Annotated in this window: 22 protein-coding genes, 1 tRNA gene and 3 pseudogenes; 4 read left to right on the top strand and 22 right to left on the bottom strand. The window is 50.3% G+C overall.

The features are described 5' to 3' along the window. Position 1: 1 nt before the first annotated feature. The 7 genes and pseudogenes from RJD28_05795 to RJD28_05765 form a co-directional block, all read right to left on the bottom strand. Positions 2 to 704 (bottom strand): annotated as a pseudogene (locus RJD28_05795) (energy-coupling factor transporter transmembrane component T). Beyond that, complete coding sequence (locus RJD28_05790; protein WNV59006.1) at positions 701 to 1,312, bottom strand: MptD family putative ECF transporter S component; 612 nt, start codon at positions 1,310 to 1,312, stop codon at positions 701 to 703. Before RJD28_05790 ends, RJD28_05795 begins: the two are co-directional and overlap by 4 nt. 132 nt (positions 1,313 to 1,444) lie before the next feature. Continuing rightward, the gene (locus tag RJD28_05785; protein WNV59005.1) at positions 1,445 to 2,395 is read right to left on the bottom strand and encodes an AraC family transcriptional regulator; all 951 of its coding nucleotides are present in this window, start codon (positions 2,393 to 2,395) and stop codon (positions 1,445 to 1,447) included. A 178-nt stretch (positions 2,396 to 2,573) separates the two neighbouring features. After that, entirely contained in the window at positions 2,574 to 2,927 is a 354-nt protein-coding gene (locus RJD28_05780) for a TnpV protein (protein ID WNV59004.1), read from the bottom strand. 26 nt (positions 2,928 to 2,953) lie between these two features. Next, a pseudogene (locus tag RJD28_05775) lies at positions 2,954 to 4,834 on the bottom strand (recombinase family protein). Further along, positions 4,831 to 5,529, bottom strand: coding sequence for a hypothetical protein (locus tag RJD28_05770; GenBank protein ID WNV59003.1), 699 nt, complete (start codon positions 5,527 to 5,529; stop codon positions 4,831 to 4,833). The pseudogene RJD28_05775 and the gene RJD28_05770 overlap by 4 nt, the downstream one beginning before the upstream one ends. A gap of 30 nt (positions 5,530 to 5,559) precedes the next feature. Next, positions 5,560 to 6,231, bottom strand: a complete 672-nt coding sequence (locus tag RJD28_05765; GenBank protein ID WNV59002.1) for a DUF4956 domain-containing protein — start codon at positions 6,229 to 6,231, stop codon at positions 5,560 to 5,562. A gap of 208 nt (positions 6,232 to 6,439) precedes the next feature. On the opposite strand from RJD28_05765, the gene RJD28_05760 reads away from it, so the two are divergent. Beyond that, positions 6,440 to 7,006, top strand: coding sequence for a TetR-like C-terminal domain-containing protein (locus RJD28_05760; GenBank protein WNV59001.1), 567 nt, complete (start codon positions 6,440 to 6,442; stop codon positions 7,004 to 7,006). A 150-nt stretch (positions 7,007 to 7,156) separates the two neighbouring features. Here the strand turns inward: RJD28_05760 and RJD28_05755 are convergent, their stop codons facing one another. After that, complete coding sequence (locus tag RJD28_05755) at positions 7,157 to 8,626, bottom strand: hypothetical protein (GenBank protein WNV59000.1); 1,470 nt, start codon at positions 8,624 to 8,626, stop codon at positions 7,157 to 7,159. 242 nt (positions 8,627 to 8,868) lie between these two features. Beyond that, the gene (locus RJD28_05750) at positions 8,869 to 9,495 is read right to left on the bottom strand and encodes a hypothetical protein (GenBank protein ID WNV58999.1); all 627 of its coding nucleotides are present in this window, start codon (positions 9,493 to 9,495) and stop codon (positions 8,869 to 8,871) included. Between the two features lie 183 nt (positions 9,496 to 9,678). On the opposite strand from RJD28_05750, the gene RJD28_05745 reads away from it, so the two are divergent. Then, positions 9,679 to 10,338: a hypothetical protein gene (locus RJD28_05745; protein ID WNV58998.1), complete on the top strand. Its 660-nt coding sequence runs from the start codon at positions 9,679 to 9,681 to the stop codon at positions 10,336 to 10,338. 12 nt (positions 10,339 to 10,350) lie between these two features. On the opposite strand, the gene RJD28_05740 is transcribed toward RJD28_05745, so the two are convergent. From RJD28_05740 to RJD28_05720, 5 genes are all read right to left on the bottom strand, one after another. Further along, the gene (locus RJD28_05740) at positions 10,351 to 10,638 is read right to left on the bottom strand and encodes a hypothetical protein (protein ID WNV58997.1); all 288 of its coding nucleotides are present in this window, start codon (positions 10,636 to 10,638) and stop codon (positions 10,351 to 10,353) included. A 27-nt stretch (positions 10,639 to 10,665) separates the two neighbouring features. Continuing rightward, a complete protein-coding gene (locus RJD28_05735) occupies positions 10,666 to 11,160 on the bottom strand; it encodes a dihydrofolate reductase (GenBank protein ID WNV58996.1) in 495 nt (164 codons plus the stop codon). A 47-nt stretch (positions 11,161 to 11,207) separates the two neighbouring features. Next, a complete protein-coding gene (thyA, locus tag RJD28_05730; GenBank protein ID WNV58995.1) occupies positions 11,208 to 12,056 on the bottom strand; it encodes a thymidylate synthase in 849 nt (282 codons plus the stop codon). Between the two features lie 61 nt (positions 12,057 to 12,117). Continuing rightward, entirely contained in the window at positions 12,118 to 13,032 is a 915-nt protein-coding gene (locus RJD28_05725; GenBank protein WNV58994.1) for an AEC family transporter, read from the bottom strand. Between the two features lie 69 nt (positions 13,033 to 13,101). Beyond that, a complete protein-coding gene (locus tag RJD28_05720; protein WNV58993.1) occupies positions 13,102 to 14,514 on the bottom strand; it encodes a D-alanyl-D-alanine carboxypeptidase family protein in 1,413 nt (470 codons plus the stop codon). A gap of 339 nt (positions 14,515 to 14,853) precedes the next feature. On the opposite strand from RJD28_05720, the gene RJD28_05715 reads away from it, so the two are divergent. Next, positions 14,854 to 14,926 (top strand) — tRNA-Gly (locus tag RJD28_05715). A 58-nt stretch (positions 14,927 to 14,984) separates the two neighbouring features. Here the strand turns inward: RJD28_05715 and RJD28_05710 are convergent. The 4 genes and pseudogenes from RJD28_05710 to pepF all read right to left on the bottom strand — a co-directional run bounded on the left by RJD28_05710 (position 14,985) and on the right by pepF (position 18,140). After that, positions 14,985 to 15,467 carry a DUF6548 family protein gene (locus tag RJD28_05710; protein WNV58992.1) on the bottom strand — a complete coding sequence of 161 codons (483 nt, stop codon included), beginning with the start codon at positions 15,465 to 15,467 and terminating at the stop codon, positions 14,985 to 14,987. A 14-nt stretch (positions 15,468 to 15,481) separates the two neighbouring features. Next, positions 15,482 to 15,619: a hypothetical protein gene (locus tag RJD28_05705; protein ID WNV58991.1), complete on the bottom strand. Its 138-nt coding sequence runs from the start codon at positions 15,617 to 15,619 to the stop codon at positions 15,482 to 15,484. 49 nt (positions 15,620 to 15,668) lie between these two features. Beyond that, the gene (locus RJD28_05700; protein ID WNV58990.1) at positions 15,669 to 16,250 is read right to left on the bottom strand and encodes a nitroreductase family protein; all 582 of its coding nucleotides are present in this window, start codon (positions 16,248 to 16,250) and stop codon (positions 15,669 to 15,671) included. A gap of 91 nt (positions 16,251 to 16,341) precedes the next feature. Beyond that, a pseudogene (pepF, locus tag RJD28_05695) lies at positions 16,342 to 18,140 on the bottom strand (oligoendopeptidase F). 302 nt (positions 18,141 to 18,442) lie between these two features. On the opposite strand from pepF, the gene RJD28_05690 reads away from it, so the two are divergent. Then, positions 18,443 to 19,078 carry a lactate utilization protein gene (locus RJD28_05690; GenBank protein ID WNV58989.1) on the top strand — a complete coding sequence of 212 codons (636 nt, stop codon included), beginning with the start codon at positions 18,443 to 18,445 and terminating at the stop codon, positions 19,076 to 19,078. A gap of 1 nt (position 19,079) precedes the next feature. On the opposite strand, the gene RJD28_05685 is transcribed toward RJD28_05690, so the two are convergent. From RJD28_05685 to RJD28_05670, 4 genes are all read right to left on the bottom strand, one after another. Further along, on the bottom strand, positions 19,080 to 19,892 hold the full coding sequence (locus RJD28_05685) for a glycerophosphodiester phosphodiesterase family protein (protein ID WNV58988.1): 813 nt from the start codon (positions 19,890 to 19,892) through the stop codon (positions 19,080 to 19,082). A gap of 67 nt (positions 19,893 to 19,959) precedes the next feature. Next, positions 19,960 to 21,387, bottom strand: a complete 1,428-nt coding sequence (locus RJD28_05680; GenBank protein WNV58987.1) for an ABC transporter permease — start codon at positions 21,385 to 21,387, stop codon at positions 19,960 to 19,962. 1 nt (position 21,388) lies between these two features. Beyond that, a complete protein-coding gene (locus tag RJD28_05675) occupies positions 21,389 to 23,410 on the bottom strand; it encodes a hypothetical protein (protein WNV58986.1) in 2,022 nt (673 codons plus the stop codon). Then, complete coding sequence (locus tag RJD28_05670; GenBank protein ID WNV58985.1) at positions 23,397 to 24,164, bottom strand: ABC transporter ATP-binding protein; 768 nt, start codon at positions 24,162 to 24,164, stop codon at positions 23,397 to 23,399. Before RJD28_05670 ends, RJD28_05675 begins: the two co-directional genes overlap by 14 nt. Between the last annotated feature and the right edge of the window lie 133 nt (positions 24,165 to 24,297).

Raw genomic sequence — 24,297 nt, 5'->3', positions numbered from 1 at the left:
CCTATAAAAGACAGCAGCACACGGCAGCTCCCACGCTGACAACAATCAAAAAGTAATCCAGCGCAGCGATCCGGCTGACATAGTAGCTTTCTTTCTTGTAGGGGCTTTCAATTCCCCTGACAATGGCAGAAGCGGCTAACTCGTCCGCGATCTTTAAGGAGCGGAACACCATCGGAACAATGGCGTATTCCAATGTGTCCATTGGATGCCTCAAAACATTGCCAACCGATTTTAAGAAGCCACGGATTTTCATGGCTTCCCTGACTTCTCCAAATTCATGCAGCACAGTCGGAGCAAAGCGGAGCATGACGATCAAAACAAGCATGATACGGGTGGGGATCGGCATTTTCCTCAAGCTGGCTGTCAGCTTCCCGGACGGGATTTTCGCCAGAAGATAGGCTGGCATAGCGGGCAGTAACAGCTTGTAAATCATACTGAGTAACAGCGGAGAGGGGATGCTGATTTGATACTTTGTCTCGATCATCAGCCATACAATCGCCACCAGATAGACCACAAAGCATCCCAGAGCCTGTTTATATAAGCCAAACCAGCACAGAATTAAAAAAATGCAAAAGGTAAAAATCCCATGTCCCCAAAAAGCTTGTCGTCAAGAAAGTCACAAGGCAGGCGCACAGTGTCAGGAGAAGAACTGTGCGCCCGTCAATCTGGTCAATCCGCCTTTGCTTTTTTTCTCCGGCCATCATCCTACAATGCCAGCTTTTTGGAAATGCTTTCTGAGCAGGCGCTGGCCGAACAATGTACCGAGAATTGCAAGAACCGCAGTAATGACAACACCCAGAAGCATCAGTGCTGGAGAAGTTACCATAGAAAACTGCATATTCAAAGTATTTGCATCAAAGCCACTACTTGCTGCCATTTCCTGATAGCTGTCCCAAGACCACCACAGCGGTACGGCACAGCCTACAAAATTTCCGATTGAGTTGACCATCCAGCCAATTCGGTTGCGAACTGCACTTCGGTATGTATTCTTGCCAACCATGCATAACTCGGCAATGAGGGCTACAATCAAGAAATAGGGAACCAAGAACATATAACCCATAACACCTTGGATTAGTCCATAAACCGTAGCCCAAGCAAACAACAATCCGTGTTTGTTAATGCGATTTGCCGCAACCAAATAAAATGTTGCTCCAATAAAGGCATCAATACCAGCAGAGCCGTATAAATATACTGCTGGGAAAGGCAATGTAACCATACCAATCACCATTGCAATTGCAAAATTGATGACCATCATTGCGGCAATCGTCATAATATCTCGAACGCCAATTTTTTTCTTTACCGTTTGTTCCATTTTTGAAACCTCCTTAAAATAAAATGACAGTGTAGTTAGCAATAACTAACTACACTGTCATTTTACACCGGTTTGCAGTCTCTAACTACTCCAAAGGGAAAAGTAAATCAAGAAAACAGCCCAAAAGTTAAATCACTTTTTTGCTTTACGGTAATCCTTTGGAAGCATTCCAAACACTTCTTGAAAGGCTCGCGCAAATTTACTAATATTTGAATATCCAAGTTCACCGGCTATTTGCGTGATTGATTGATCTGTTTTCTGCAAATAAACAGCCGCAAGATTCATTTTATACTTTTTGATATGTGCATAGGGCGTATCGCCATAAATCTGTTTGAAAATAGCTTGAAATGTGACCTTGCTCATTGGCTCCTTTCGCAAAAGTTCTTCTATGGATATTTTTTTGTCGAGGTTTTCTATGAGCTGTTGGCGGATGCGTTTGATGATTTCAATTTGTTCTTTGGCATAATACGTTGCCTCATACTGATCTTCAATCCGCAGCTGTTTGATATGGTAAAATAGTTCCAATAATTTGATACGGAAATAATCTCGCTCTTCAACACCTTTTGCAGCATACAATTCTTCAAAGATATGTAACAACCGCTGTGGTGTCCGACATAAAAACCACTTTTTTTCTAATTCCAATTCTCGTCCGAGATTTAGAACATCAATGTTGTAGTACGAAAAAATCTGTTGTGTTTCCACATCGACAGAATCCTTATCAATCACACAGCTTAGTCCTACACTATATCCAAAGGGAAAGGAATAGGCCGCAGGAATATTAGCAAGGGCATTGATGCAAAATTCTCCCTCTTTCATGTGGAAAACTTTATTATTTCTTAGCTCAAACTCAACGCGTCCTTTTTGGTAATGACGGATTTCGATGATATTCTTATTAGGAATAGGCTCATGGAATGTATCTGAGCAGTTAAAATCCATAAAAATTAAGTCAATACCAGGGAAAAGAGTGTAGTCATAGAGACGACCTGTTCCATTACATTTATATTCGATTTGAACATAATCATCATGTTCATCAGTTAGCGTAGCATATTCACCGTACCATTCTGTTCCATGTAACTCTTTCACTCATATCTTCCTCCTTTTTGGTTAGCGGTAACTAATTATATGTTAAATTGTTTTTTTGCTCTCGTCAACCTCTGACGACATATTCTTTATATTTCATTTAGGATAAAAGTTCAAGGAAAAGATGTGGCGGAATTGCAAAACAAACAGAGGCCGCAAGTAGCAGCCTCCGCTTGCAAAATTATTGATAAATCAGCTCTGTCAGCACAATTTCCTCCGCCTGCGCTTTCAGCGTGTTCATCAGGCCCACCCAGCGCATGGGGTCACGGGCTTTCAGTTCCTCAATGACGTCCGCCGCCTCCATCATGCGGGGCAACATGGTTTCCACACGCCCCTGTGCTGTCCGCTCAATCTCTAACAGGTGTGGATACAGCTTCTCGCTCATCAGCAGATGGTTATAGAGAATGGGGCGATGTTCCTTTAGGTAGGATTTTCGCATTCTGCCGTACTTGCCGATAGAAGTTTCCGGCTGTTCAGAAAGTTTTAGGTTGGGTATATCATAATCTCCACAACGAATGTAAGTCAACTTACTCATATTCATTCTCCTTTGCTTCGTGATGATTAGACTGCTGCGCTTGCTGCTATGCTGCCTTTGCGTGGTTCTTCTTTTGGTAGCTGACCAATAGTAGAAAAAACACCTTTTTTCATATCCTCAGCCCGGATCAGGGCTTTCTTAGCGTCCATTTCCGCTTTTTTCTTCGCCTTGATTTTGTCCTCATACTGTTTCTGTGCGCCGCTGGCTTTCCGCTTCAAATAATTCTGATGAAGCCTGTCCTTGCGTTCTTCTTTTTTCTGCAGTTCTTCCTGTTCCTCCGGGGTTAAAGGAACCGGCTGTAAGGATGGTGGGATATAGCGCCCTAAAAAATTGAAGTAGATTTCAATTTCCTGCGTGGTGTCCTGGCTGCCTTTTCGGGCGCGTTCGTGGACAAGGATTTTCTCTACAAACTCGTTGAGCATGGTGTTTGTCAGAGTGTCAAAATTCTCGTACTTATCAATCAGGGCTATAAATTTCTCCGCTGATTTCTGGCTCTGTTCGTAGCCGGTAACAGCCTTTTCCAGCTCCACAATTTCAATCTCAAGTGCGTCCTGCTCTTTGGCATACTGTGCATCAAGCGCCCTATATCGTGCATCCGGCAGTTTGCCGAGGGCGTTGTCCTCATAGATTTTGCAAATCAGTTTTTCCAGTTCTCCGGCTCTCTTTTGAGCAGCGGCCAGACGTCTGCGCTTTTTCGATATATCGGCACTCTGTTGAGAAACCTGCGTTTCCTGAAGGGTGTGAATAAATTCCGTCCGGTCATTTCTGGAATATTCAGCGATAGCCCGGAGCGTGTCAGAAACCAATGTCAGAACAGCACTCTCATTGATACGGTGTTGAGTGGGGCATAGTGTCCCACACGGAATTTTGGTATAATTGGAACAGGTATATTGAGAAATCCGCCTGCCATTGTTGGTGCGGTGGACATACATCTTGCCGCCACAATCGGCACAATAGAGCAAACCTGTGAGGGGAGCCGCTTCGCCCCAGCCGTTTGGATAACGCCGTACATTGCTACGGATTTTCTGCACCAGATCAAAGGTCTGCTGGTCGATAATGGCTTCATGGGTATTCTCAAAGATCGTCCATTCGTCCTCAGAAACATAGTGGCTTTTCTTGTCCTTAAAGTGCTTGCGGGTCTTGAAATTGATGGTATGCCCTAAATACTCTCGTTTTTTCAAAATGTTCACGATGGTAGATGATCCCCATCCATAGGGGTCTTTGACCGGCTTTGAACGGTTCACACCCTCGTTGAAGCGGGCAAGGTGTACGATAGGAATTTCAATCCGGTCTGTGGATAATTTGCAGGCGATCTGGTAAGGCCCATATCCCTCCAGCGTGAGGGAGAATATACGGCGTACCACTTCGGCAGCTTCCTCATCTACCAGCCAATGCTCCCGTTTTTCGTCCCATAAGTAGCCGTAAATCACAGTGCCGGTCAGGTGCTTGCCACTCATGCCTTTTGACTTAAACACAGAGCGGATTTTCCGGCTGGTATCACGGGCGTAAAATTCATTCATAATGTTGCGGAACGGGGTAAAATCGTCATCACCTTTCAGACTGTCCACACCGTCGTTGATGGCAATCAGACGAACGCCTCGCTGCCGCAAAACCTCCATAACTTGACCGACCTTCAGATAGTCGCGTCCTAACCGGCTCATGTCCTTGATGACGATTGCCTCTACACGCCCTGCCTCCACTTCCTCCATCATCGCCAAAAATCCGGGGCGGTCAAAACGGGTGCCTGAGATACCATCATCGGTAAAGTGCGTAGGGTTGGGCAGCCCATTCCGGCGGGCAAAATCCTCTAACATCTATTTTTGGTTGGATATGGAGTTGCTCTCGCCCTGTAACTCATCGTCCCGGCTCAGGCGCTCGTACAGTGGGGTAATTTTTTCATTTCTCATGGCTGTACCTCCTGAAACAAAAATGCTCTAAGTGATTGCTTCACTAACCATGACAAAATCATGATTAAGAAGTCACTTAGAGCATATATCACCAGAAACGACAGGGGATTTTTCTTCCGGTTGCCGAATTCGTCCATCATTTCCAGCTTCAGACAGTATCCCACCTTGGGAAAATGCGTACTCAGTGCACCCCGCACCTTGATCCGTCCTTCTGTATGTATCACCGCACCATCAGAAAACATTCCGGAAAACAGCGTCACCTTCACCGGCGTATAGTCCCCGTCTCCCGCTCCTGTTTCCTCCACAGAAAGCATGGGCATGTCCGTAAATACCAGAAAACAGGGGGTTCCGCCCTCCGAAAAAGAGAACGGATAGGCTGTCCCTTCTGCAGCTGCCGTCTCCAGTTCTTCCGTCTCCGGCAGCCGGACAAAGGACACCGGCTCACCGTTACAGTCCGCAAAGCCGGCTTTTTTGACACCTGTTTCCTTCATTTCTTCGGTCAGCGGCAGATAAAAAGTGCGGCTGTCCCGGCGGTACGGAAGGATTTCTCCCTCCCAGTACAACCCGAACATCCGCACCTCCTGCTGCTTTTGTTCTGCCCAGGCAGTGCTTCTCTTTGCAATTCCCAGGAGCAGCACGCCACCCCCCAAAAGAATCCCCCGCTTGACCCATCTGCGAATATTTCCACCATACATGAATGAGGGTTCCTCCTTATCATCTGCCCGTTATTTCCCGTCTCCATCAGTAAAAAATGCTGTCCGCACCTGTCCGTCACCATTGAGACGGGCAAGAAGCGCTTCTCTGTCCGCATTTCCGATATTCATACGGATCAGCAGCTCCCGAAAGCCCTGTCCCTGATTCCGCCCGCGGATCTGTGCCTTTTTATCATATTCTTTTGCCAGTGCCAGCACCGGCTCTTCCGCCTCCTGACAGTCCATCTCCAGCTGCAGCAGTACATTTCTTCGCGGCTCTTTTGTCCGGGGCAGTAAAAATAATATTGCCGTCAGGATCACGGCCTCCGCCAGCGCCACACCATAGCAGGATGCCCCACACAGAAGCCCCACACTCACGCTCCAGAAAATAAAGATCTGATCCACCGTCCCCTTTACTGATGTCCGGAACCGGATCAGTGACAGAGATCCCAGCATACCAAAGGTAATAACAAAATTCGCCTGCATGGAAAGTATCATACCTGCGGTGACCACCGACAGCATCACCAGGGAAATGCCGAACGTCCGGGAATAAAAGGTGGATTTTGTCATTTTCCGATACAGGATCAGAATATAAACAGCAAAAAACACCGTCACCAGCAGCGTCACAATCAGTTCCGGTACAGACAGCTTCTGCTGTAACAAGCCGCTGGTCAGCGATTTTTTCAAAATACTTTTAAAGCTCATTGCGAGGGATTCTCCTTTGTCAAATAAGCAACAGTTGTCTGTTTACTTAACAATCTCTGTATTTTTCTATCGCTATTATGTAAAATATATGTTAGAATTTCAATAAGCAGTTTGTTTTTTTCTGTGTGATATTTAACATCTTTTTATATTTTGTTTAATTACTCACTGATTTATTTGTTTAATACTTTTTAAGGAAAGGATGAACATAATGGCGGAAAACAAGACAGACCGGCGGGTCAGGCGAACGAAACGGCTTCTTCTGGAAAGCCTTACCTCACTCATGAAGGAAAAGCCCATCAAAGATATTTCTGTCAAGGAACTGACTGATCTGGCAGACATCAACCGGGGGACCTTTTACCTCCACTACCGGGATATTTACGACATGTTAGAACAGCTGGAGGACGAGTGGTTCGCTGATTTTAACGAATTGCTGGACAAGACACCGCCTGCCCCCGACAGCACAGGCAGTGTGGCCAGATTATCGGAGAATATGTTTCAGTTTCTTCTGGATAATAAAGATATCGCTGATGCACTTCTTGGCCCCAACGGAGATCTGACATTCATCAACCGACTGAAGGACCTGCTGCGCAGACGGACATACTCCCTGTGGAAGCTCCGCTTCCGCGATACCCTCTATTTTGAATATTATTTTTCGTTTATCGTGTCCGGTTATATTGGCCTCATCCAGACGTGGCGCCTCAATGGCTGGGAGCCATCTGCCCATGAGCTTTCCCTGATGGCGGATCAGCTGCTGGGAGCACGGGAACGGAGCTGACCCACATACTGACCATCCCGCAGATCTGCCTGGGAATGTTCTGCCAAAAGGGGAAGGCACTGCCTGTCAAAAACAGCAGTGCCTTCCCCTTTGCTTTTCGCTCATCCAAGCCTATCCGCTTTCGGATGGAGTTTCTTTTCTGTTTCTTCTCTATGCTTTCTTTGCAAACAATTCGCTGCCCTCTACTACGATCCACACGATGATACCGATCAGCAGTGCCCAACCCGGCGTATAGAAGGTAAGCGCTGCCGCAATGATGCAGGCAATCCCGCGCTCATTTGCAGTGGTACACATTCTCATACCGATATTGCCGCAGGCAAATGCCTGAACGCCCATCGTGATACCAAAGAAAATGGCAAATGCCGGACGAATCAGGGTCACCAGCGGAAGGATCAGTACGGAAATAACGGTTGCCGCACGGAAGGTACACACACCATCCCAGTAGCTGTTCATCGTCTTGTAGCCTCTCTTATAGCGTTCGGTGATCGTCAGCAGGCCGGATGCCCACAGAGGACCGCACAGCGGCACCCATGGTGCAAACAGTGACATGATCCCATTACGGAGAAAGCTTACCAGATTGGAACGGCCTGCATCGAAGATAACCGTCTCATCCGGCCGGGTTGCCGTTGCCTCGGTTACAACCTCCTTTGCCAGAACGAAGTCAGAGAATGCAATAATGTAAACGGTCAGTGCCATGGGGATTGCGGAAACAAAGAATTTTGCTGCCGGGAATCCCAGTCCAAATATGGTAAAATGCTCCAATACAAATCCAAAGGATAACGGCGTAAGCCCCCACTGAATCTGAGGAACCGCAATTTCCCGGATCAGGAACGGTGCAAGTACGATTGCGAATACCTGTGCAGGCACAACGCCCTGATTCCGTAAAAGGTTCAGCCATTTGTTCTTCTGTGCTGCCCGGGCAAATGTCGGGTTGAACAGGAAGAAATAGGACATCAGTACCGCGATCACGACCGTAATCGGCGCTTTCGGCATACGGGCGGAAAATACATTCATACCGGCCGTAACACCGGCACCGAGAACGATTCCGGCTTTGATGGAAGTCGGCACCGCATCTACCAACTTTCTTCCCAGACCGGTAGCTCCCATGATCAGGAAGCTTAAGGCTACCAGCATCTGCAGGGCAATCATCGCATATATCCGGTCGACTTCACCGGTGGCATAATCCGGAAGCGCATAGGCACTCAGATAATTCAGTGTCAGCGGCAGTGCCGGTGTGATCCACCCGGGCACAACCGGGTCACCGAGCAACGACGGCAGATAATAGCAGATGGCATTCAGCACACCGAAGGTCAGGCTCATCAGAAAAGCACCATTTTCCGTCAGGCCCAGTGCTGCAATATTCGCCGCTTCGTCCAGACCAAATGTGGTCATGGTTGTCGCTGTTCCGGCACCCAGGCAGGCAACGCCAAGAAACATGGCGGCGGCCATCTCTGTCCAGGACCAGCGGTGGTGAATCAGTGGCAGGCGGAGCTGGAAAGGTCCCAGCGGTATGTACGGCTGCATGCCACCCAGTTCACGCTTCTTCAGTGGAAATTTTCCCTGGTTGAAACCTTCCGGTTCTTTCACGGCAGCTGTAGACTTCATATTCATTTCGCTCATAAGCTTCCCTCCTCTGTTTGTTTAACCATTTGCGAAATATCCGTCTTCCATTTCCCAGTTTCATTATATGCGCTTTTGTGCAAAATGTAAACACAAACCGCCTGTTTATAAATTTTTCGTTAAAATTTCCCTAAATTTCATCCAATAATATATGCACTTTTTACCTGTTTTTTGTCTATTTTAATTCCATATTTTGGAAAATCCGTTTTTCTTACATTTTATCGTTATGCAAATTATACAATTTAATGATTTTCCCCTTCTTTTTTCTCCAGCATCTCCATCTCCCGGGCATACACCCGGTTTAACTCTCTGTATTCCTCCGCTGAACCTCCACTGATCCTTCGAAGCAGAATCATCCGGTATTTTACCTGCTCCTGCAGAAAGCTTTCAAACTGCTCCACCTTTTCCGTTGTATCCATCCGGCGAACATCCTCACACCCGGTCAGAAACGTATGGGTCAGCAGCAGGATCTCTTCCACCGGATCTGCAAACTGTGCTTTTCGCGTCCGGTTGATGCCTGCCAGACGTTTCACCTCGTCAGCTGCATCTGCCATCTCAGCAAACAGCTTCACCGGTGTTTCCTCATTGGCCCGTTTCATGATTGCCCGGATGGCGCCCGGCTGCTGCTCCGGCGGCAATACCCGTATCACTCCATTCTCCTGTTTTTCCACTGCCAGATGGTTTTCAGGGACAGTGGGACTTATATAATTGGAGATCCGGACAAAAGGAAAGGCAAACGCATCCACAGCCTTCCGCATTTCTTTTTTCTGATTTTGGGATATCACAAAGCAGAAAATAATCCCTATCACCATCACGCCATACGCCAGATGGATGCCACTGAAACCACTTGTCACAAATACCAGTCTCATCATCATTCCCCCTCATCAGCTTTTCCTTTATGCCGTTTCCGGCATATTTTATTCCTTCTGTGCCTATTATATCTAAAATTTTCCAAATTCACAATATAAAGTCTGAAATTGACCCAATATCATTTCTATGTTATACTAAATTCGGAATTGATTTTATTTTTTTCGAACAAAGGGGGATTTTCTATGAAAGCATCTGTTTCCGACACACAGGCCTCCCGCAGAGGTGTCACCGTCATCTGCTTCCTTCTTGTGATCTGCGGTGAGCTCTGGCTGCTGCGCAATCTTCTTTTGGAAAGAAATCTCTCTTCTCTTTCCCCTGTCTGTTGGCTGGAATTCTTTTTCCTTCTCCTCCTTGCCGCAGGCACGGTGTTCTGTCTGATCCGTCCGCAGGGATGGGGCGGGAAAGTCGGGTGCACCACGGCACTGCTTCTTTTTACAGTATATGCCGCTTTTACCGTATGGAACTATTCTTTTTTCCTCCAGGCGTATCTTACCGGTTTTCATCCCGCTTATGAAAGCAGCGCCGGCGGACTGATCGGTCTGAAGCTGGTTCTTGTCCTGATCGGCATCACAGCTGCCATTCCGACCACACCCCACATCGACGATCGGGAATATGCAAGGCTTCTCCGGGAACAGGCACAGCGCCAGGAGGCTTCCTGGGCCAAGGCATCGGTGGATGGTGCCCGGAAGGATCTGAACGCCACCCTGGAAAAGTTAAAAGCGACGCTTTCCGAAGAGGAAATCGCCGCTCTCATCAAACAATCAGAAAATACCGCTGCACATTCCGCTTCCGATACCGCACCGGATCCAGAAGAATGGCACGGATGGGGAGGAGGCATGTAATGTCTTCTCTTTTTATGCCCCTGTACCGTCTTTGTCCTGCCCTCTCTCCGAACGGATAAACGCGATCAGAATGCATAGAAAGGCAACCACATTTGCCAGCACCATGGGTGTCAGTGAATATACATAAATCTGAAAAATCCGGAAAAGATTCAGGGCGACCGCTCCCATCCCACAGATATACAGGCCTCTTCTTGCCAGGACACTCTGCGGCTTCTCTCTTCCGGCCCTGATAAAATTGTAAGCCCAGCAAAGGATCATAGCCGCACACATCACGATCACACCAACTGTAAATAAATTCATCCGTATCCCCCTCAAAGAAACTCTGTTTTATTTTTTCTTTCTCTCATACCGCAGGAAATAGTATTCCAGGTCAAAGTACGTCTGTTCCTCACTCTCTCCGGTGAGCTCCCAGTCCGGCAGTTCATCCAGATTGGGAAACCAGGTGTCCGCCTGATAAGTGTTGCACACCCTGGTCACATGGGCAGTGTCGCAGTACGGCAGCAGCTGCCGGTAAATACTCTCCCCGCCGATGACGTAAATATTTTCACTGTCGTAGGGCTTCAGCGCCTCCTTCAGTTCCTCCAGATCATGTACAATGACAGCACCCTTCACCTGATAGGCCGGATCTGTCGTCAGCACGATGTTGATCCGGTTTTTCAATGGCTGGCCGCCGGGAAAGCTCTCCAGCGTCTTTCTTCCCATGACGATCACCTTGCCGGTGGTCTCCTGCCGGAAAAACTTCATATCTGACGGAATGCGCACCAGCAGGCTGTTCCGGTAGCCAATGGCCCAGTTGTTATCCACATTGACGATCATATTCATCGCTGTTTTCCTCCTTCCTGTTTCTGTTTTTCCTCATTTTCCACGTCTTATACCGCCACCGGGATGTTTGTGATCTGCGGCCCGGTCACATAATTATCCACCCGCACATCATCCCGTGTGAACTGATAGAAATCCTTCACCTCCGGGTTAAGCCAGAAAGTGGGCGCATCGTAGCAGGGGCGGCTGATCAGCTCCTTCACCAGCGGTATATGCCGGTCATAAATATGGGCATCGGCGATGACATGCACCAGTTCCCCCACCTCCATGCCGCACACCTGGGCGATCATGTGCAGCAGCACCGCATACTGCACCACGTTCCAGTTGTTGGCCGTAAGAATATCCTGGGATCGCTGGTTCAAAATGGCATTCAGTGTCAGCCTGTCGTGGCCGGGTTTCTTCGTCACGTTAAAGGTCATGCTGTAAGCACACGGATACAGGTTCATCTCATGAAGATCCTGATGGACATAAATATTGGTCATGATTCTCCGGCTGTAGGGATTGTGTTTCAGATCATAAAGCACCCGGTCCACCTGATCCATCATGCCCTCCCTGTACTGGTGTTTCACACCCAGCTGATAGCCGTAGGCCTTACCGATGGAACCGTCCTCGTCCGCCCAGCTGTCCCAGATATGGCTGTGCAGGTCATGGATGTTGTTGGATTTCTGCTGCCAGATCCAGAGCATCTCGTCCGTGGCACTTTTCAGCGCCGTCCGCCGCAGCGTCAGCAGCGGAAACTCTTTGGACAGATCATAGCGGTTCACCACACCAAACTGCTTGATCGTATAGGCAAAGCTGCCATCCTCCCATTTGGGGCGCACCTTCTCCCCCTCCGTGCTTGTTCCGTTTTCCAGAATATCCTTACACATATTGATAAAAATCTGATCTGCCTGACTCATATTTTCTCCTTCTTCGCGCCATCCGAAAACAGACGCGCCCTATATTTTTACACAAAACGCCTTACACAAGAATCATCATGACCACCGGAACGGTCACGATCATAAACACCATGCTCTGCACCACCGCCTGTGCGGCAAATTCAGGTGCACAGCCGTGTTCCTCTGCTACGATCACGTTCATGGTTGCGGGAGGTAGCGCCGTCAGCAGAATACCTGCCGCCGTCACCTCCGGCTCCAGATGCAGTGCCACAGCCGCTGCCCAGAAAAGCACCGGATAGATCACCAGACGCAAAGCAGATACCAGATATGCGTCCCGGCTCTTCAGCACATCCAAAAGCTTTACCTCTGCCAGGCTGCAGCCCACCACTATCATGGACAAAGGTGTGGTACAGCTTCCCATCATCCGCAGGGATTCCTCCACCAGTACCGGCATCCGCACCGGCGAGCAATACAGGATTACCGATGCGATGGCGCTGATGGCCACCACATTGCCCAGCAGTGCTTTCAGATCCAGCTTGCCACCGTGACGAATGTAATACATTCCATAGGTAAAAAAGATCACGTCAAAGGCCAGATTATACACCACTGCCACCAGCGTTCCCGTGGCACCAAACAGTTCTTCCGCCAGCGGAATACCCAAAAAGCCCACATTGGCAAAGCTCTGCATCAACACAAAAATCCGCGCCCGATGCTCCTCCATATGGAACAGTTTTCCCAGTCCCATCCCGATAGCCATGGAAGCGATATAGTAGATAAGCGACAGCCCCGCCACCAGCAGAAGACTGTGGGACATTTCTTTTGAAAAAGCGCTGTTTCCCGATACCAGAATGCTGAATGGCATGAAAACATTGACGATCATGAAATTCAGTGCCTGCTTGATCTGCACTGTGATAATATTTCTGCGCCGCAGGAAGTATCCCACAGCAACCATGATAAAAATCTTAGCAAATAATTGCAGTAGTGTATCTATTGCCATCTGTGTTCCCTCATCTTCTCCTTTTTCAAACCATGCCTGTCTGCCTGACAAATTGTTCCCGCCATGCGCTCACCGGATCGTCAGGTGGGGCGTTCTCCTGCGCCGTTTCCGGCTGCCGGTGTGCATAATAAGGAATGCCATCCCCGCCGCCACACCGATGCCGACCAGCACGATCAGAATATATTTCCAGTTGATGAACAGGACAAATCCGCTGTCCGGGTGAAAAATATCATACGTGGTGTCCGTCTCCTCCCGGGTGCCGCCAAAGAGCAGGCTGCTGCCTGACTGGGGATCCGCCGCCTGCACCCGCATCACCGAGCTTCCCACATAGACGCCATGATAATAAAACTCCGAGGTCACTGTCCCTTCGCTGTCTCCGGCCTGGGCCTCGCCCTTCACATCATCCACCGAAGCGTTGACCGGCAGCACCGCCGTGCCGTTCTGCCGCACAGAAAGGCCGGTATCCGCATTCTGGGTCTGCGCCTGGGTCAGGAAAAAGCTGCTGTTCTCGCTGTCCTGCCCCTGACCGTACTCGCTCATATCCACCTTGCGGAAATTGGCAAAGCCATAATCCAGAAGGGTGGCCGTATCCAGAAACTGGGACGGTGCCTCCTCGTTCATCACCACGCAGATGAGCATCATGCCGTCCCGCTGGGCGAAGGTCACCAGCGTACTACCCGCCGCCGATGTATAGCCCGTCTTGCCGCCCAGGCAGCCGTCGTAGGCGTACTCCATGCCCTCCATCATTTTGTGATGGTTCAGGCGGATGCGCTCCTCCCCTGACGAGGTGGGTGGAAACGTATACCGTCTTGTGGTTGCTATCGTCTTAAAGGCGGTATTTTCCAGGGCCGTCCGGGTGATCTTCGCCATATCCATGGCCGACGTCACATGATTTTCGTTGGGCAGGCCGTGTGGATTTTCAAAATGGGTATCCGTACAGCCGATCTCCTGCGCCCTGGCGTTCATCATATCCACAAAAGCCGGGATGCTGCCGCCCACATGCTCTGCCGCCGCGTAAGCCGCTTCATTTCCCGAACAAATCATGATGCCGTACAGCACATCCTTCATGCTCATGGTATCTCCGGGGTTCACACCGCCGATGATACTGCTGCCCGTATCCAGGCTGAACACCGAGTCATAGGAAAACGTCACCGTCTCGTCCATGGTGGAGTGCTCCAGCGCCACCAGCGTCGTCATGATCTTCGTGATGCTGGCCGGATACAGCTGGTCGTGGGCATCCTTCTCATACAGGATCGCGCCTGTGGACGCCTCCATCACCACCGCCGACTGTGCCGACACCACCGGCCCCTGGGGCCAGCCTTCTGTCTCATTGGATACGATGGGCAGTGCCCGCCGTGCCTCCACATCCGACACGATCTGCGCTGCGGCATACGCTTCCCCGCCCTGAGCCAGGAACAGCGTCAGCGCCAGCAGCGGTGCCGCCATCTTCATCAAAAATCTTCTGCCTTGCATTCGATTCATTCGTCATCCTCTTTATATAAAAATCAATGATCTGTAACCGTGGCTTTCATTATACCACGCGTATCGGGGGGTGACAACCTTCGAGTTCAGCTCAGCCATGACAAACGAGTGCAGCGATCGTGCTTGCACGAAAAGCTGGACGAGAGCCGGCATGGACGGAGCGCCGGAGATGAGCAGAAAGTAGCTGCGAAGCAGCGGGAAGTGCGACAGCACGATTCTGCGAATGGCGCGGCTGAACTGAACTTTTTTTAAAAAAATTTAATTTACCTGTTGACAAATCCGGATTCCTCTGGTATAGTTAATCATGCGTTCGGCAATAACAATTCAAACAACGCACATGCGACAGTAGTACAGTTGGTAGTACGCCACCTTGCCAAGGTGGAGGTCGCGGGTTCGAGTCCCGTCTGTCGCTTTTTTGATGCAAAAATTTAGGGCTGTCACAGAGGTGGCAGCCTTTTTCGTTTCTTATTCTATTTTCCCAGAAAGAGTACACATGCTACTATGATGATCACACACACAACAAGAATCATCCCACCTGATGAATGCTCTGGTTCTCTCCTAGGCATGGGTTGCCTGTTATATGTATCATATGTATTTGTTCTCACAGATTCCTGCTTTTTCCGGTTATCTTCTCCGACTTTCTTTGTAAGATGATAATATAATGCCAGCGGATCTGTCTGGTTCATGATCCGCGAATAAAAATTTTCAAGCCACAGCACATCATTCGGCCCACATAAATCCTCTTCTTCATAATCAGGATCATGCACAATCTGATTACGCACCCACCGATAATGTTTCAGTTTCTTTAAATCTTCATTCCAGCCATGCACTGCAGATGAACCGCTGGCTATTTTTGTCATTTCATCAATATAAGCAGATATCCGTCTGTCGTCCTGTAGTATGTCCCCACACAATTTTTCAAGGTGTTTGTAGGAACTCATGAAATCTGCCATAGAACCTCCCCAATTTACGGCTTCACCAGCACGCTTCCCACATACCGGTAATTGGCCACCGGTTTCTCCGCCAGATTGTCGGAATGGGTCATGGTCACGTCGATCCAGTATTCCTCCGCCGCCATGAGAATATGGGCCATCATGATGCCCATGTTGATCTCCTGCCAAGCACTGCGCTTCCCGCCCTGCCGCTTCTGCACCTCAAAGATGTGCAGCCGGTTCCGGTATACGACAAACTTCCAGGGCTGGCTGTTGAGGCTGGACGGCGCCAGACGTGCCGCCTCGATGAGCTCCTGGGTTTCCCGCAGCGGCTCCTGCTTGTACACGCACAGCCGCTCCATGGACTCCCGGTGAGCTTTCTCTGCCGGGCGGTTCAGTTCTCCCTTTCGGCAGACCGAAAGCCAGCATGATGACAAATTCCATGCCCTCCGGCGTCGGTGCGCCCTTGGGCGGCCGCATGCCTCCCACAAAACAGGTGCCGATGCCCCGGCTGTGCAGATACAGGGCGATCTGCTCCAGCAGGTTGCCCGCATTGCTTCTGCTGCCCTCCAGCGTCTGGGCATACACCGCCAGATAATAAGGAGCCTGCACGCCGAACAGGGCTGGCATTTTGCTGTGATACTCTTCTGCCCGGTAAACCTTCGTCTCCATTTTCACATAAGGAAAAATGGGGATCAGCTCCGCTTCAAAATTCTCTATCTTGTGCAAAACCGTCTCCGGCACGGGATCTTTTCGAAAGTGCCGGATGGACTGTCTCTGAAAAATCGCTTCAAATGGTGTCATCGCTCTCACCGTCCATTATTGTTACGTAATTGTTACAATAATATTAAATCCCGTTTTCCGGCAAAAGTCAATACAAAGAAGGCATTTTCTTCTATAAAAGATTTTCCAGTTCTTCCACATACTGCCCGAACACCTGCAGGGCCGCTGTGATGGGCGCTGTGCTTTCCATATCCACACCTGCCATCCGAAGCAGCTCGGTGGGGTAGGCACTGCAGCCGCCCTTTAAGAACTTCTTGTAATCCTCCACTGCAGGAGCGCCCTCTTTCAGGATCCTGCCGGACAGGGCGATGGCTGCGGAAAATCCGGTGGCGTACTGGTACACGTAAAACGGCGTATAGAAATGGGGGATCCGCGCCCACTCCATGGCGATCTCCTCGTCCACCACCATGTCCTCGCCGAAATATTTTTTGTTCAGAGTATAGTATGTCTCGCAGAGCCAGTCTGCCGTCAGCTGGCCGCCGGACTCCTGCTGGGCGTGAGCCAGTTTTTCAAATTCTGCAAACATGGTCTGCCGGTACAGGGTGGTGCGGAACTGCTCCAGGAAATAGTTGATCAGGTACATTTTTTCCTTTCGGTCCTTCGCTTGGTCAATGAGATGCCGGATGAGCAGTGCTTCGTTGCAGGTGGAAGCCACCTCCGCCACGAAAATCCGGTAACCGGCGTACACGTAAGGCTGGTTATGATCCGAATAATAGGAATGCAGCGCATGCCCCATCTCGTGAGCCAGGGTGAAGACGCTGTTCAGATTGTCCTGATAGTTCATGAGCACGTAGGGATGGGTGCCGTAAGCGCCCCAGGAATAAGCGCCGCTCCGCTTGCCCTCGTTTTCGTACACGTCGATCCAGCCGTTGGCAAAGCCTTCCCGCAGCAGGCCCAGATATTCCTCTCCCAACGGGGCCAGCCCCTCCAGCACCATTTCTTTTGCCTTCTCAAAGGGAACGTCCATGTCCACATCGGAAACCATGGGCACATACAGATCATACATGTGCAGCTCTTCCGTCTGCAGCACCTTTTTCCGCAGCGCCACATAGCGGTGCAGCAACGGCAGGTTTTCATCCACCACAGCCAGCAGATTGTCATATACCTGCACCGGCACGCCGTTGGCAAACAGCGCCGCCTCCAGAGAGCTCTGATAGCCCCGGACGGACGCATAGAACGTCTCCTGCACCACATTGGCCTTGAACGTGGCCGCCAGCGTATTTTTATACTTCTGATAGGTGTCATACACCGAGGAAAAAGCTGCTTTTCGCACTTCCCGATCCTGGCTTTGCATGAGGGGAGATGAAGGTGCCGTGGGTCACGGCGATGGGCTCCCCGTCCTCTCCCCAGATGGTGGGAAATTTGATATCCGCGTTGTTGAACATGGAAAAAAATATCCCGGGGACTTTCTGCCATCTCCCCGGCCTTCGCCAGCAGCGCCTCCTGGGCCGCATCCAGCGTATGCTCCTTAAAACGCACAATTTCCCTGCAGGCATGGCGGTACATTTCCAGCTCTGGCTCCTCTGCAAAATAGCCCTCCACCGTTTCCTCCGGCAGGGCCAGGATCTCCGGCGTCATATACGCCTCCGCCTGGGAAAGCGCCACCATCAGCGTCTGCGCCCGGCCGGACAGCGCCTGATAAAAGCTGTTGCCGGTATCCTCATGATGCCGCTGATTGGCATACACATACACCTTTTCAAAAAGCATATTTGTCTCGTCATGCAGCCGGAACACTTCCAGGAAAACCTTCGCGCCCTCTCCCAGCCTTCCCTGGAAGCTGCCCAGCTTCTCTATTTTTTCAGACAGCAGGGCTGCGTCGGCCTCCCAGGCCTCATTGGACGCGTACATATCCTCCAGTCTCCACTGTGTCTCTTTCTTTCCTTCCTCCCGCTTTGGAAGCATATTTGCCATTTGTCGTTCCTCCGTTTTTCCAGTATGTGTGCATTATATCTCAATTTCCGGCACTGCACAAGGCCGCCGTTTTCCTGTCGCGAAAATTGTTACAATTCACTCGGATGCAATACAACGAAGGGAGCTCCTTGTAATGAGTAAAAAAAGAGCTGCGAAGCAGCAGAAAGCATTAAAGATGCGATTGTGCGAATGGTGCGTGTGGACTGGAACCTTACATTGGCGTCTTGTCAGCCAGCATCCCTGTGTTTATAATAAAGAGAGAAATTTTTCCAAAAACATTCACACACAAAGGAGGAACTCCTATGACCCCAAAACAGATTTATTATGAAAACGCAGCCGCCACCATCATCAAAGGGCTGGAAAAGCGCCAGATGGAGGGCTATTACTGCCCGGACCGCACATCCGCTGTGGCAAAAGCACTGGAATTGATGCCCGAAGGCTCCAGCATCGCCTGGGGCGGCTCCATGTCCCTGCACGAAAGTGGCCTGATGGAGGCAGTCTGTCATGGCCCTTATAAGATCATCGACCGGGAAAGTGCCAAAACTCCCGAGGAACAGCGGCAGCTCTATGGTAAGATCGCCTGCTGCGATTATTTTCTCATGAGTACCAACGCCATCACCATGGACGGCGAGCTGGTCAACATCGACGGCCGCGGCAACCGGGTAGCCTTTCTCTGCTACGGCCCCCAGAACGTCATCATTCTGGCCGGTATGAATAAGGTGGTCACCGATGTGGACGCGGGCCTGAAACGGGTGCGCAATACCGCAACGCCGCCCAACACCGTCCGCCTGCACAAAAAAACGCCCTGTGCGGTCACAGGACGCTGTGGAGACTGCTTCTCCCCGGACTGCATCTGCAGCCAGTTCGTTGTCACCAGGCGCTCCGGCATTCCGGGACGCATCAAGGTGATCCTTGTGGGCGAAGAGTTAGGCTATTAATTTACGGTCGAAAACCTTCAAAGATAAACCAGTCGTAAGTCGGGCGCAGTTCTTCCAGCTGCTCCCGGCTTTTTACAGTCCAGGCCGCCAGCGGAATTCGATACAACCTGCTGCACAGCGCCCGGGACAGTTCTGTTTTTACCCTTCTGTCATAGGCCACAAAATTGGGTCGGGCGAAGAAATTGAACAGCAGATGCCTGCTGCAAAAATGCAGCGGTGTCATGGGAAGGCTCCTGCCATCCCGGTAATCGGTGGACAGGATGCCGCGCAAGATCTCCGGTCGGTTCTGCCGGTACCACAGCAGGGCAAAGGGATGAAAGGACTCCATACAGTATTCTCCCGGGTAGCTGTTCAGCAACCGGTCAGCCCGCACACATACTGTCGCATCCATCTGTTCCATCTTATATTCTATCAGCAGCGGCACCCGTCCGGCCACCAGCTCCAGTACTTCCTGCAGCCGCGGCACCTTCTGATCTGTCCCCAGAAGCCGCAGGGCATCGGTCTGCGTTGCATTCAGCTCCTCGATACTTCCGGAGCAGCCACACACACGCCCCAGCTCCGCATCGTGGAACACCACCGGGACGCCGTCCTTCGTCAGCCTCACATCCAGTTCGATGCCGTATCCGGCCTCCGCCGCAAGCGCAAACGCCCGGAGAGAATTCTCCGGTGCGTCGCTGTTATTGTCATATAAGCCTCTGTGGGCATAGTAACGGACTTCTCGCTTTGCTTCCCGCGCCGCCCGTCTACAGGACGGATGAATGGCCAGTACATATAATAAAACAACAATGAGCACGCAACATATCCATACTGTCATTTCCATCCCCCATCCTTTCATCAAAGCTCACCGCCATTCCTGTAATTGCCGATTGCAGAAATAAAGGTTATTCATTGCGGATCGCCGCCAGCGGGCTTAATTTCATAGCGCGTACCGCCGGGAAGAATCCGGCCACCATACCCACCAGAATGGCAAATCCCACTGCCAGCAGCACCAGCCACGGCGGAATATAAGAAATCGAGGAATAATAATCCCCGCCCTGCCTGGACGCCACAAAATTGATGATAAATGAAATGATATAGCTGAGGACCACGCCGATAACACCGCCCAGAAAACCGATAAATCCCGCTTCCATAAGAAACATTTCCCTGATATTCTGGAGCGCACAGCCCAGCACCTTGATAATACCGATCTCCTTTGTCCTCTCGTAAATAGACATCATCATTGTATTGGCAATTCCAATGGCCGCCACAAACAGGGACACCGCACCGATGCCGCCCAGCACCAGTTGGATGTTCCGGGACTGTTCCTGCATCTGCTCGATCCACTCTGCATTGCTGCTGGCGTTCAGCCCCAGGTTCTGGATCGATTTCTGCACATCCTTCATGTTGTCCACATTGTCTACCTTTACATAAGCCTGATTATAGTAAAGCTCTTTGTACGGTTTTCCCGAGGAGGTCGTGGGCTGACCCGGGATCGCCTTGTTTTTAAATACCCGCCTGATGTACGTCTTGAACAGATTGATATCACACAGCACGGAATCACTGTTGTCAGCCCAGTCCTCCACGCCCCCGGCCATAACGCCGCAGGATTCAATCATATATTTCTTCGGGGGCTGTGTTACGGTTGCATTCCCATTCTCATCCACATTCGTGCCATTTCCGTTCTGCGACTTCCAGTATGCGTCCTGATCGAAGATCACAAACATGGGCTGGTTCATGAAATCCACATCCGGCACCTGACCGGTCTCCCAGTAATACTGCTGGGTCTTTTCATTCATGAAATTGGTTGCTACCGTATTGCCGTAGAAAAACTTCAGCTCCTGATCGCCTGCCCGGGGCAGCGATCCCTGCCCGACCTTAATATTCATCTGTGTAAAAGCTTCCGGCTCCATGGCCACCACATTCAAATATGAACAGATATAAGCACCCTGCTTGGCCACCACACTCATGGTCAGCATCGGAGAAACAAAAGAAACATGCGGAATATTTTTCAATGTCTCGATCATCGCATCGTCCAGCCGGACCGGTTCATTCTTCCCGGAACCGGAGCCGGAAACACCGCCATCGGAGACAGCCGTCCCGGATCCATAGTGCGTGGAGCTTCCATTTTCATTGGCATATACGTTGATCGTCGTCAGACCGCCATATTTCTCGATCTGCTCCATATTGGCCTTGTTCATTCCCATACCAAGGGAGATCATTACAACGATGGAAGCTGTTCCAATGATCACGCCCAGCACTGTCAGGAAGGTACGGAGCTTTCTGCGCCACAGATTGTTGACACTCATCGTGAGCAAATCCAGAAAATTCATGTTACTCTCCTTTATTTTCCTTGGCATCGTCACCGATGCTGTCTGCCAGTTCATCCTCCAGAAGAGAGGCTGCTCTTGCTTTCTTTTTCTTCTTTACGATGATCACAGCGGCCACTACGGCAGCGATCACCACCAGTACAAGGAGAATCTTTGCCCAGATGGGAAACCCGCTCTTTGTGTCATCCGACATGTCAAAATCATTCATATCCATATCATCATACACCGGTTCGGAGACGTACAGCGTCAGCTCCTTCTCCACCTCAGTCTTGTTCGTCTCGTTGTCCTCAAAGGAAATGATCGCTTTGATGATACCGTCATCAGTGGTGGGGGCCACACCGGTCAGCATCGTATCCACATTGCCGGTACCGCCGGACTGGATATTCCCCACAAAGGCCTCCCCGCCGGAAACACTGTCTCCCTCAAACCGGACAGATACATTATAAAGGGTTGTCTTACCGGTATTGTAAATACTGAACATGACGTTGGATTCTGAACCCACATCGATGGAGGACGGCATCACCTCAGGCTCACTGATCTCATAGCGGGCCTCCTGGTAAACCGGGATGGAAACACTGGAGCTGGCAGTGAATTCCTTCAGCTTCTCATCCTCATATTTCATATCAATATTGAGTACATAAGGCTTCTGGGCCAGGTCGGCCTTCGCCTTCATATCAATGACCAGGTCGGTCGTTCCGCCTGCCGGAATGCTCTCCACATAAATGGTACTGGAACCGGCCACCGGAAGAAATGCCTCATAGACAGCATCTGCATCTTTGCCTTCCGTTGCCGCCTTCAGCGTAAACTCCACGTTGGAAACTGCCGTTCTCTTGGCTGTATTCTTCATGTGTACTGTCAGCGTGAAGTTATCGCCCGCCCGTACCTGTTCCGGATCTGTATCAAATCCTGTGACGATCAGACGGGGCGTAGATGTGGTATCTCCCGTGCCGGAACCCGGCGCACCTACCGCCTTTACATAAGTGTTCAGCGTGGTGTTCACCTTCTCTCCTGCAGAGTTGGTATACTGCACGTTGAATGCGATCTTCTTATAACCGGATGTCACGTCCTTTCGTGTCCTGAAATTCCAGGTGATCTCCTGCCGTCTTTCCATAGCATCCCCGTTTACATTTTCTCCGGCCAGCCGGTCCAGCTTCACTGTATAGGAAGACTGCTCAATATCAAAGGGCCAGTTTTCCGGATCCGTATCCAGCACCGGTGTTACGATCACATCCGTGGCATCCTCTTTCGCCATATTCACGATAGGAAGCACCACATTCACCCGCTGGCTGTACGTTGCCACCGGTGTCACCCAGTTGCCGCCCACCTGCACATAATCTGTCGGCGCCGGGAGTGTCGGCTCTTTGTCATCAGCAGGAGCGTTGGAATTGTCATATTTTTCCATACGGGACTTGGTCTTGTTCACAAACTCTTCCAGTCCTGCTGGAGTCCATTTATCCTTTCGGTTGTCAATCTCTTCCAGCGCATACTTCTGGATCTCTCTCACATCGTCTGCGCTGTAGGTATCCTGAAGGATCACAGCCGCATAATCGTTGATGGCTTTCTTCGCACTATCCGTATCACTGATCCTTCCCGTACCCGTATCGGGTTTCTTCTCATCCTTCGATCCTGACGAAGCAGACATCTTATCAATAATACCATCCATATTGCTTTTCGCAGAGCTGAAAATATTATCGATACTCTGCGTTGATCTCCGGCTGTCCACCTTATCGCAGGCATCTTTCTTTTCTTTTTCCAATGCTGCACGGGTCTTATCATAGGTTGCCTGGTCAATCTGCTTATTTTTCAAAGCGTTATCCAGAATTTTTACTTTGTCGTTGAAGTAATCTTCAATGTCTTTCTTAATGTCTTTTTTATAATCGTCAACACTGACTGCCTCGATATTCTGATTCTGGGACAGCATCCGCTCCAGGCCTGCTCCGCCCACATTGGCAGCTGCTGCCTGCATGGGTGCCGTCAGCACGGCAGCACACACTCCGAGAACCAACAGTTTCTTATACACGCTCATGTTTCATTTCCTCCCTGTATTCCTCACCATTCTCTATCTTCACGATCTTGCCGTCGATAATATGAAAGATCCGGTCTGCAAATCCCGCCAGGTGGTTATCGTGGGTTACCATAACCAGTGTCTTGCCCTGCTCCCGCACGACCTTTTGCATCAGCTCCATGACCTCTGCGGAAGTCCGGGAGTCCAGGTTGCCCGTCGGCTCATCTGCAAAGATGATCTTCGGATCCACCACAAGTGCCCGGGCCACACCGACGCGCTGCTGCTGGCCGCCGGACATCTGGGTAGGCTTGTGGTGCATCTGCCCGGACAGTCCCACCAGCTTTAACATCTCCTCTGCAGCTTTCATCCGCTTTGCCTTATTCTCTCCCCGGAATGTCAGCGGCAGTGCCACATTTTCCACAGCATCCATCGTGCCCAGCAGATTAAACGACTGAAAAATAAATCCCACATGATCCCGCCGGAAGGAAACCAGCTCATTTTCCGTCATTCGCTCCATATGATGTCCTTCAATGATGACCTCGCCCTTGGTGGGCTTCTCCAGGCCGGCCAGCATGTTCAGCAACGTGGATTTCCCTGAGCCTGATGTTCCGACGATAGAGCAGAACTCTCCTTCCCGTATCGTCAGATCCACGCCATTCAGCGCAAACACCTTCGACTCTCCGATGGGATATACCTTATACAGCTTGCGCACCTGTATGACCGGCTTCCTTTCCTGATTCTGTACTTCTGTTTTTCCCGCTTCCTGTTCTGCCAAAGAAGTGTCCTCCCCTTCTCTTTCCCTGTATCTTTGCCGGTCTCTCTGCATATAGCGTCTGCCCCCGGATGATACTATTGGATTTAGTATAGCATATCCACAGGTTCCATCGATATCCTCTTTTTGAACGTTT

The organism is Oscillospiraceae bacterium NTUH-002-81 (assembly GCA_032620915.1).
GTDB lineage: Bacteria > Bacillota > Clostridia > Lachnospirales > Lachnospiraceae > JAGTTR01.
This window is presented reverse-complemented; position numbering and strand designations above follow the sequence as displayed.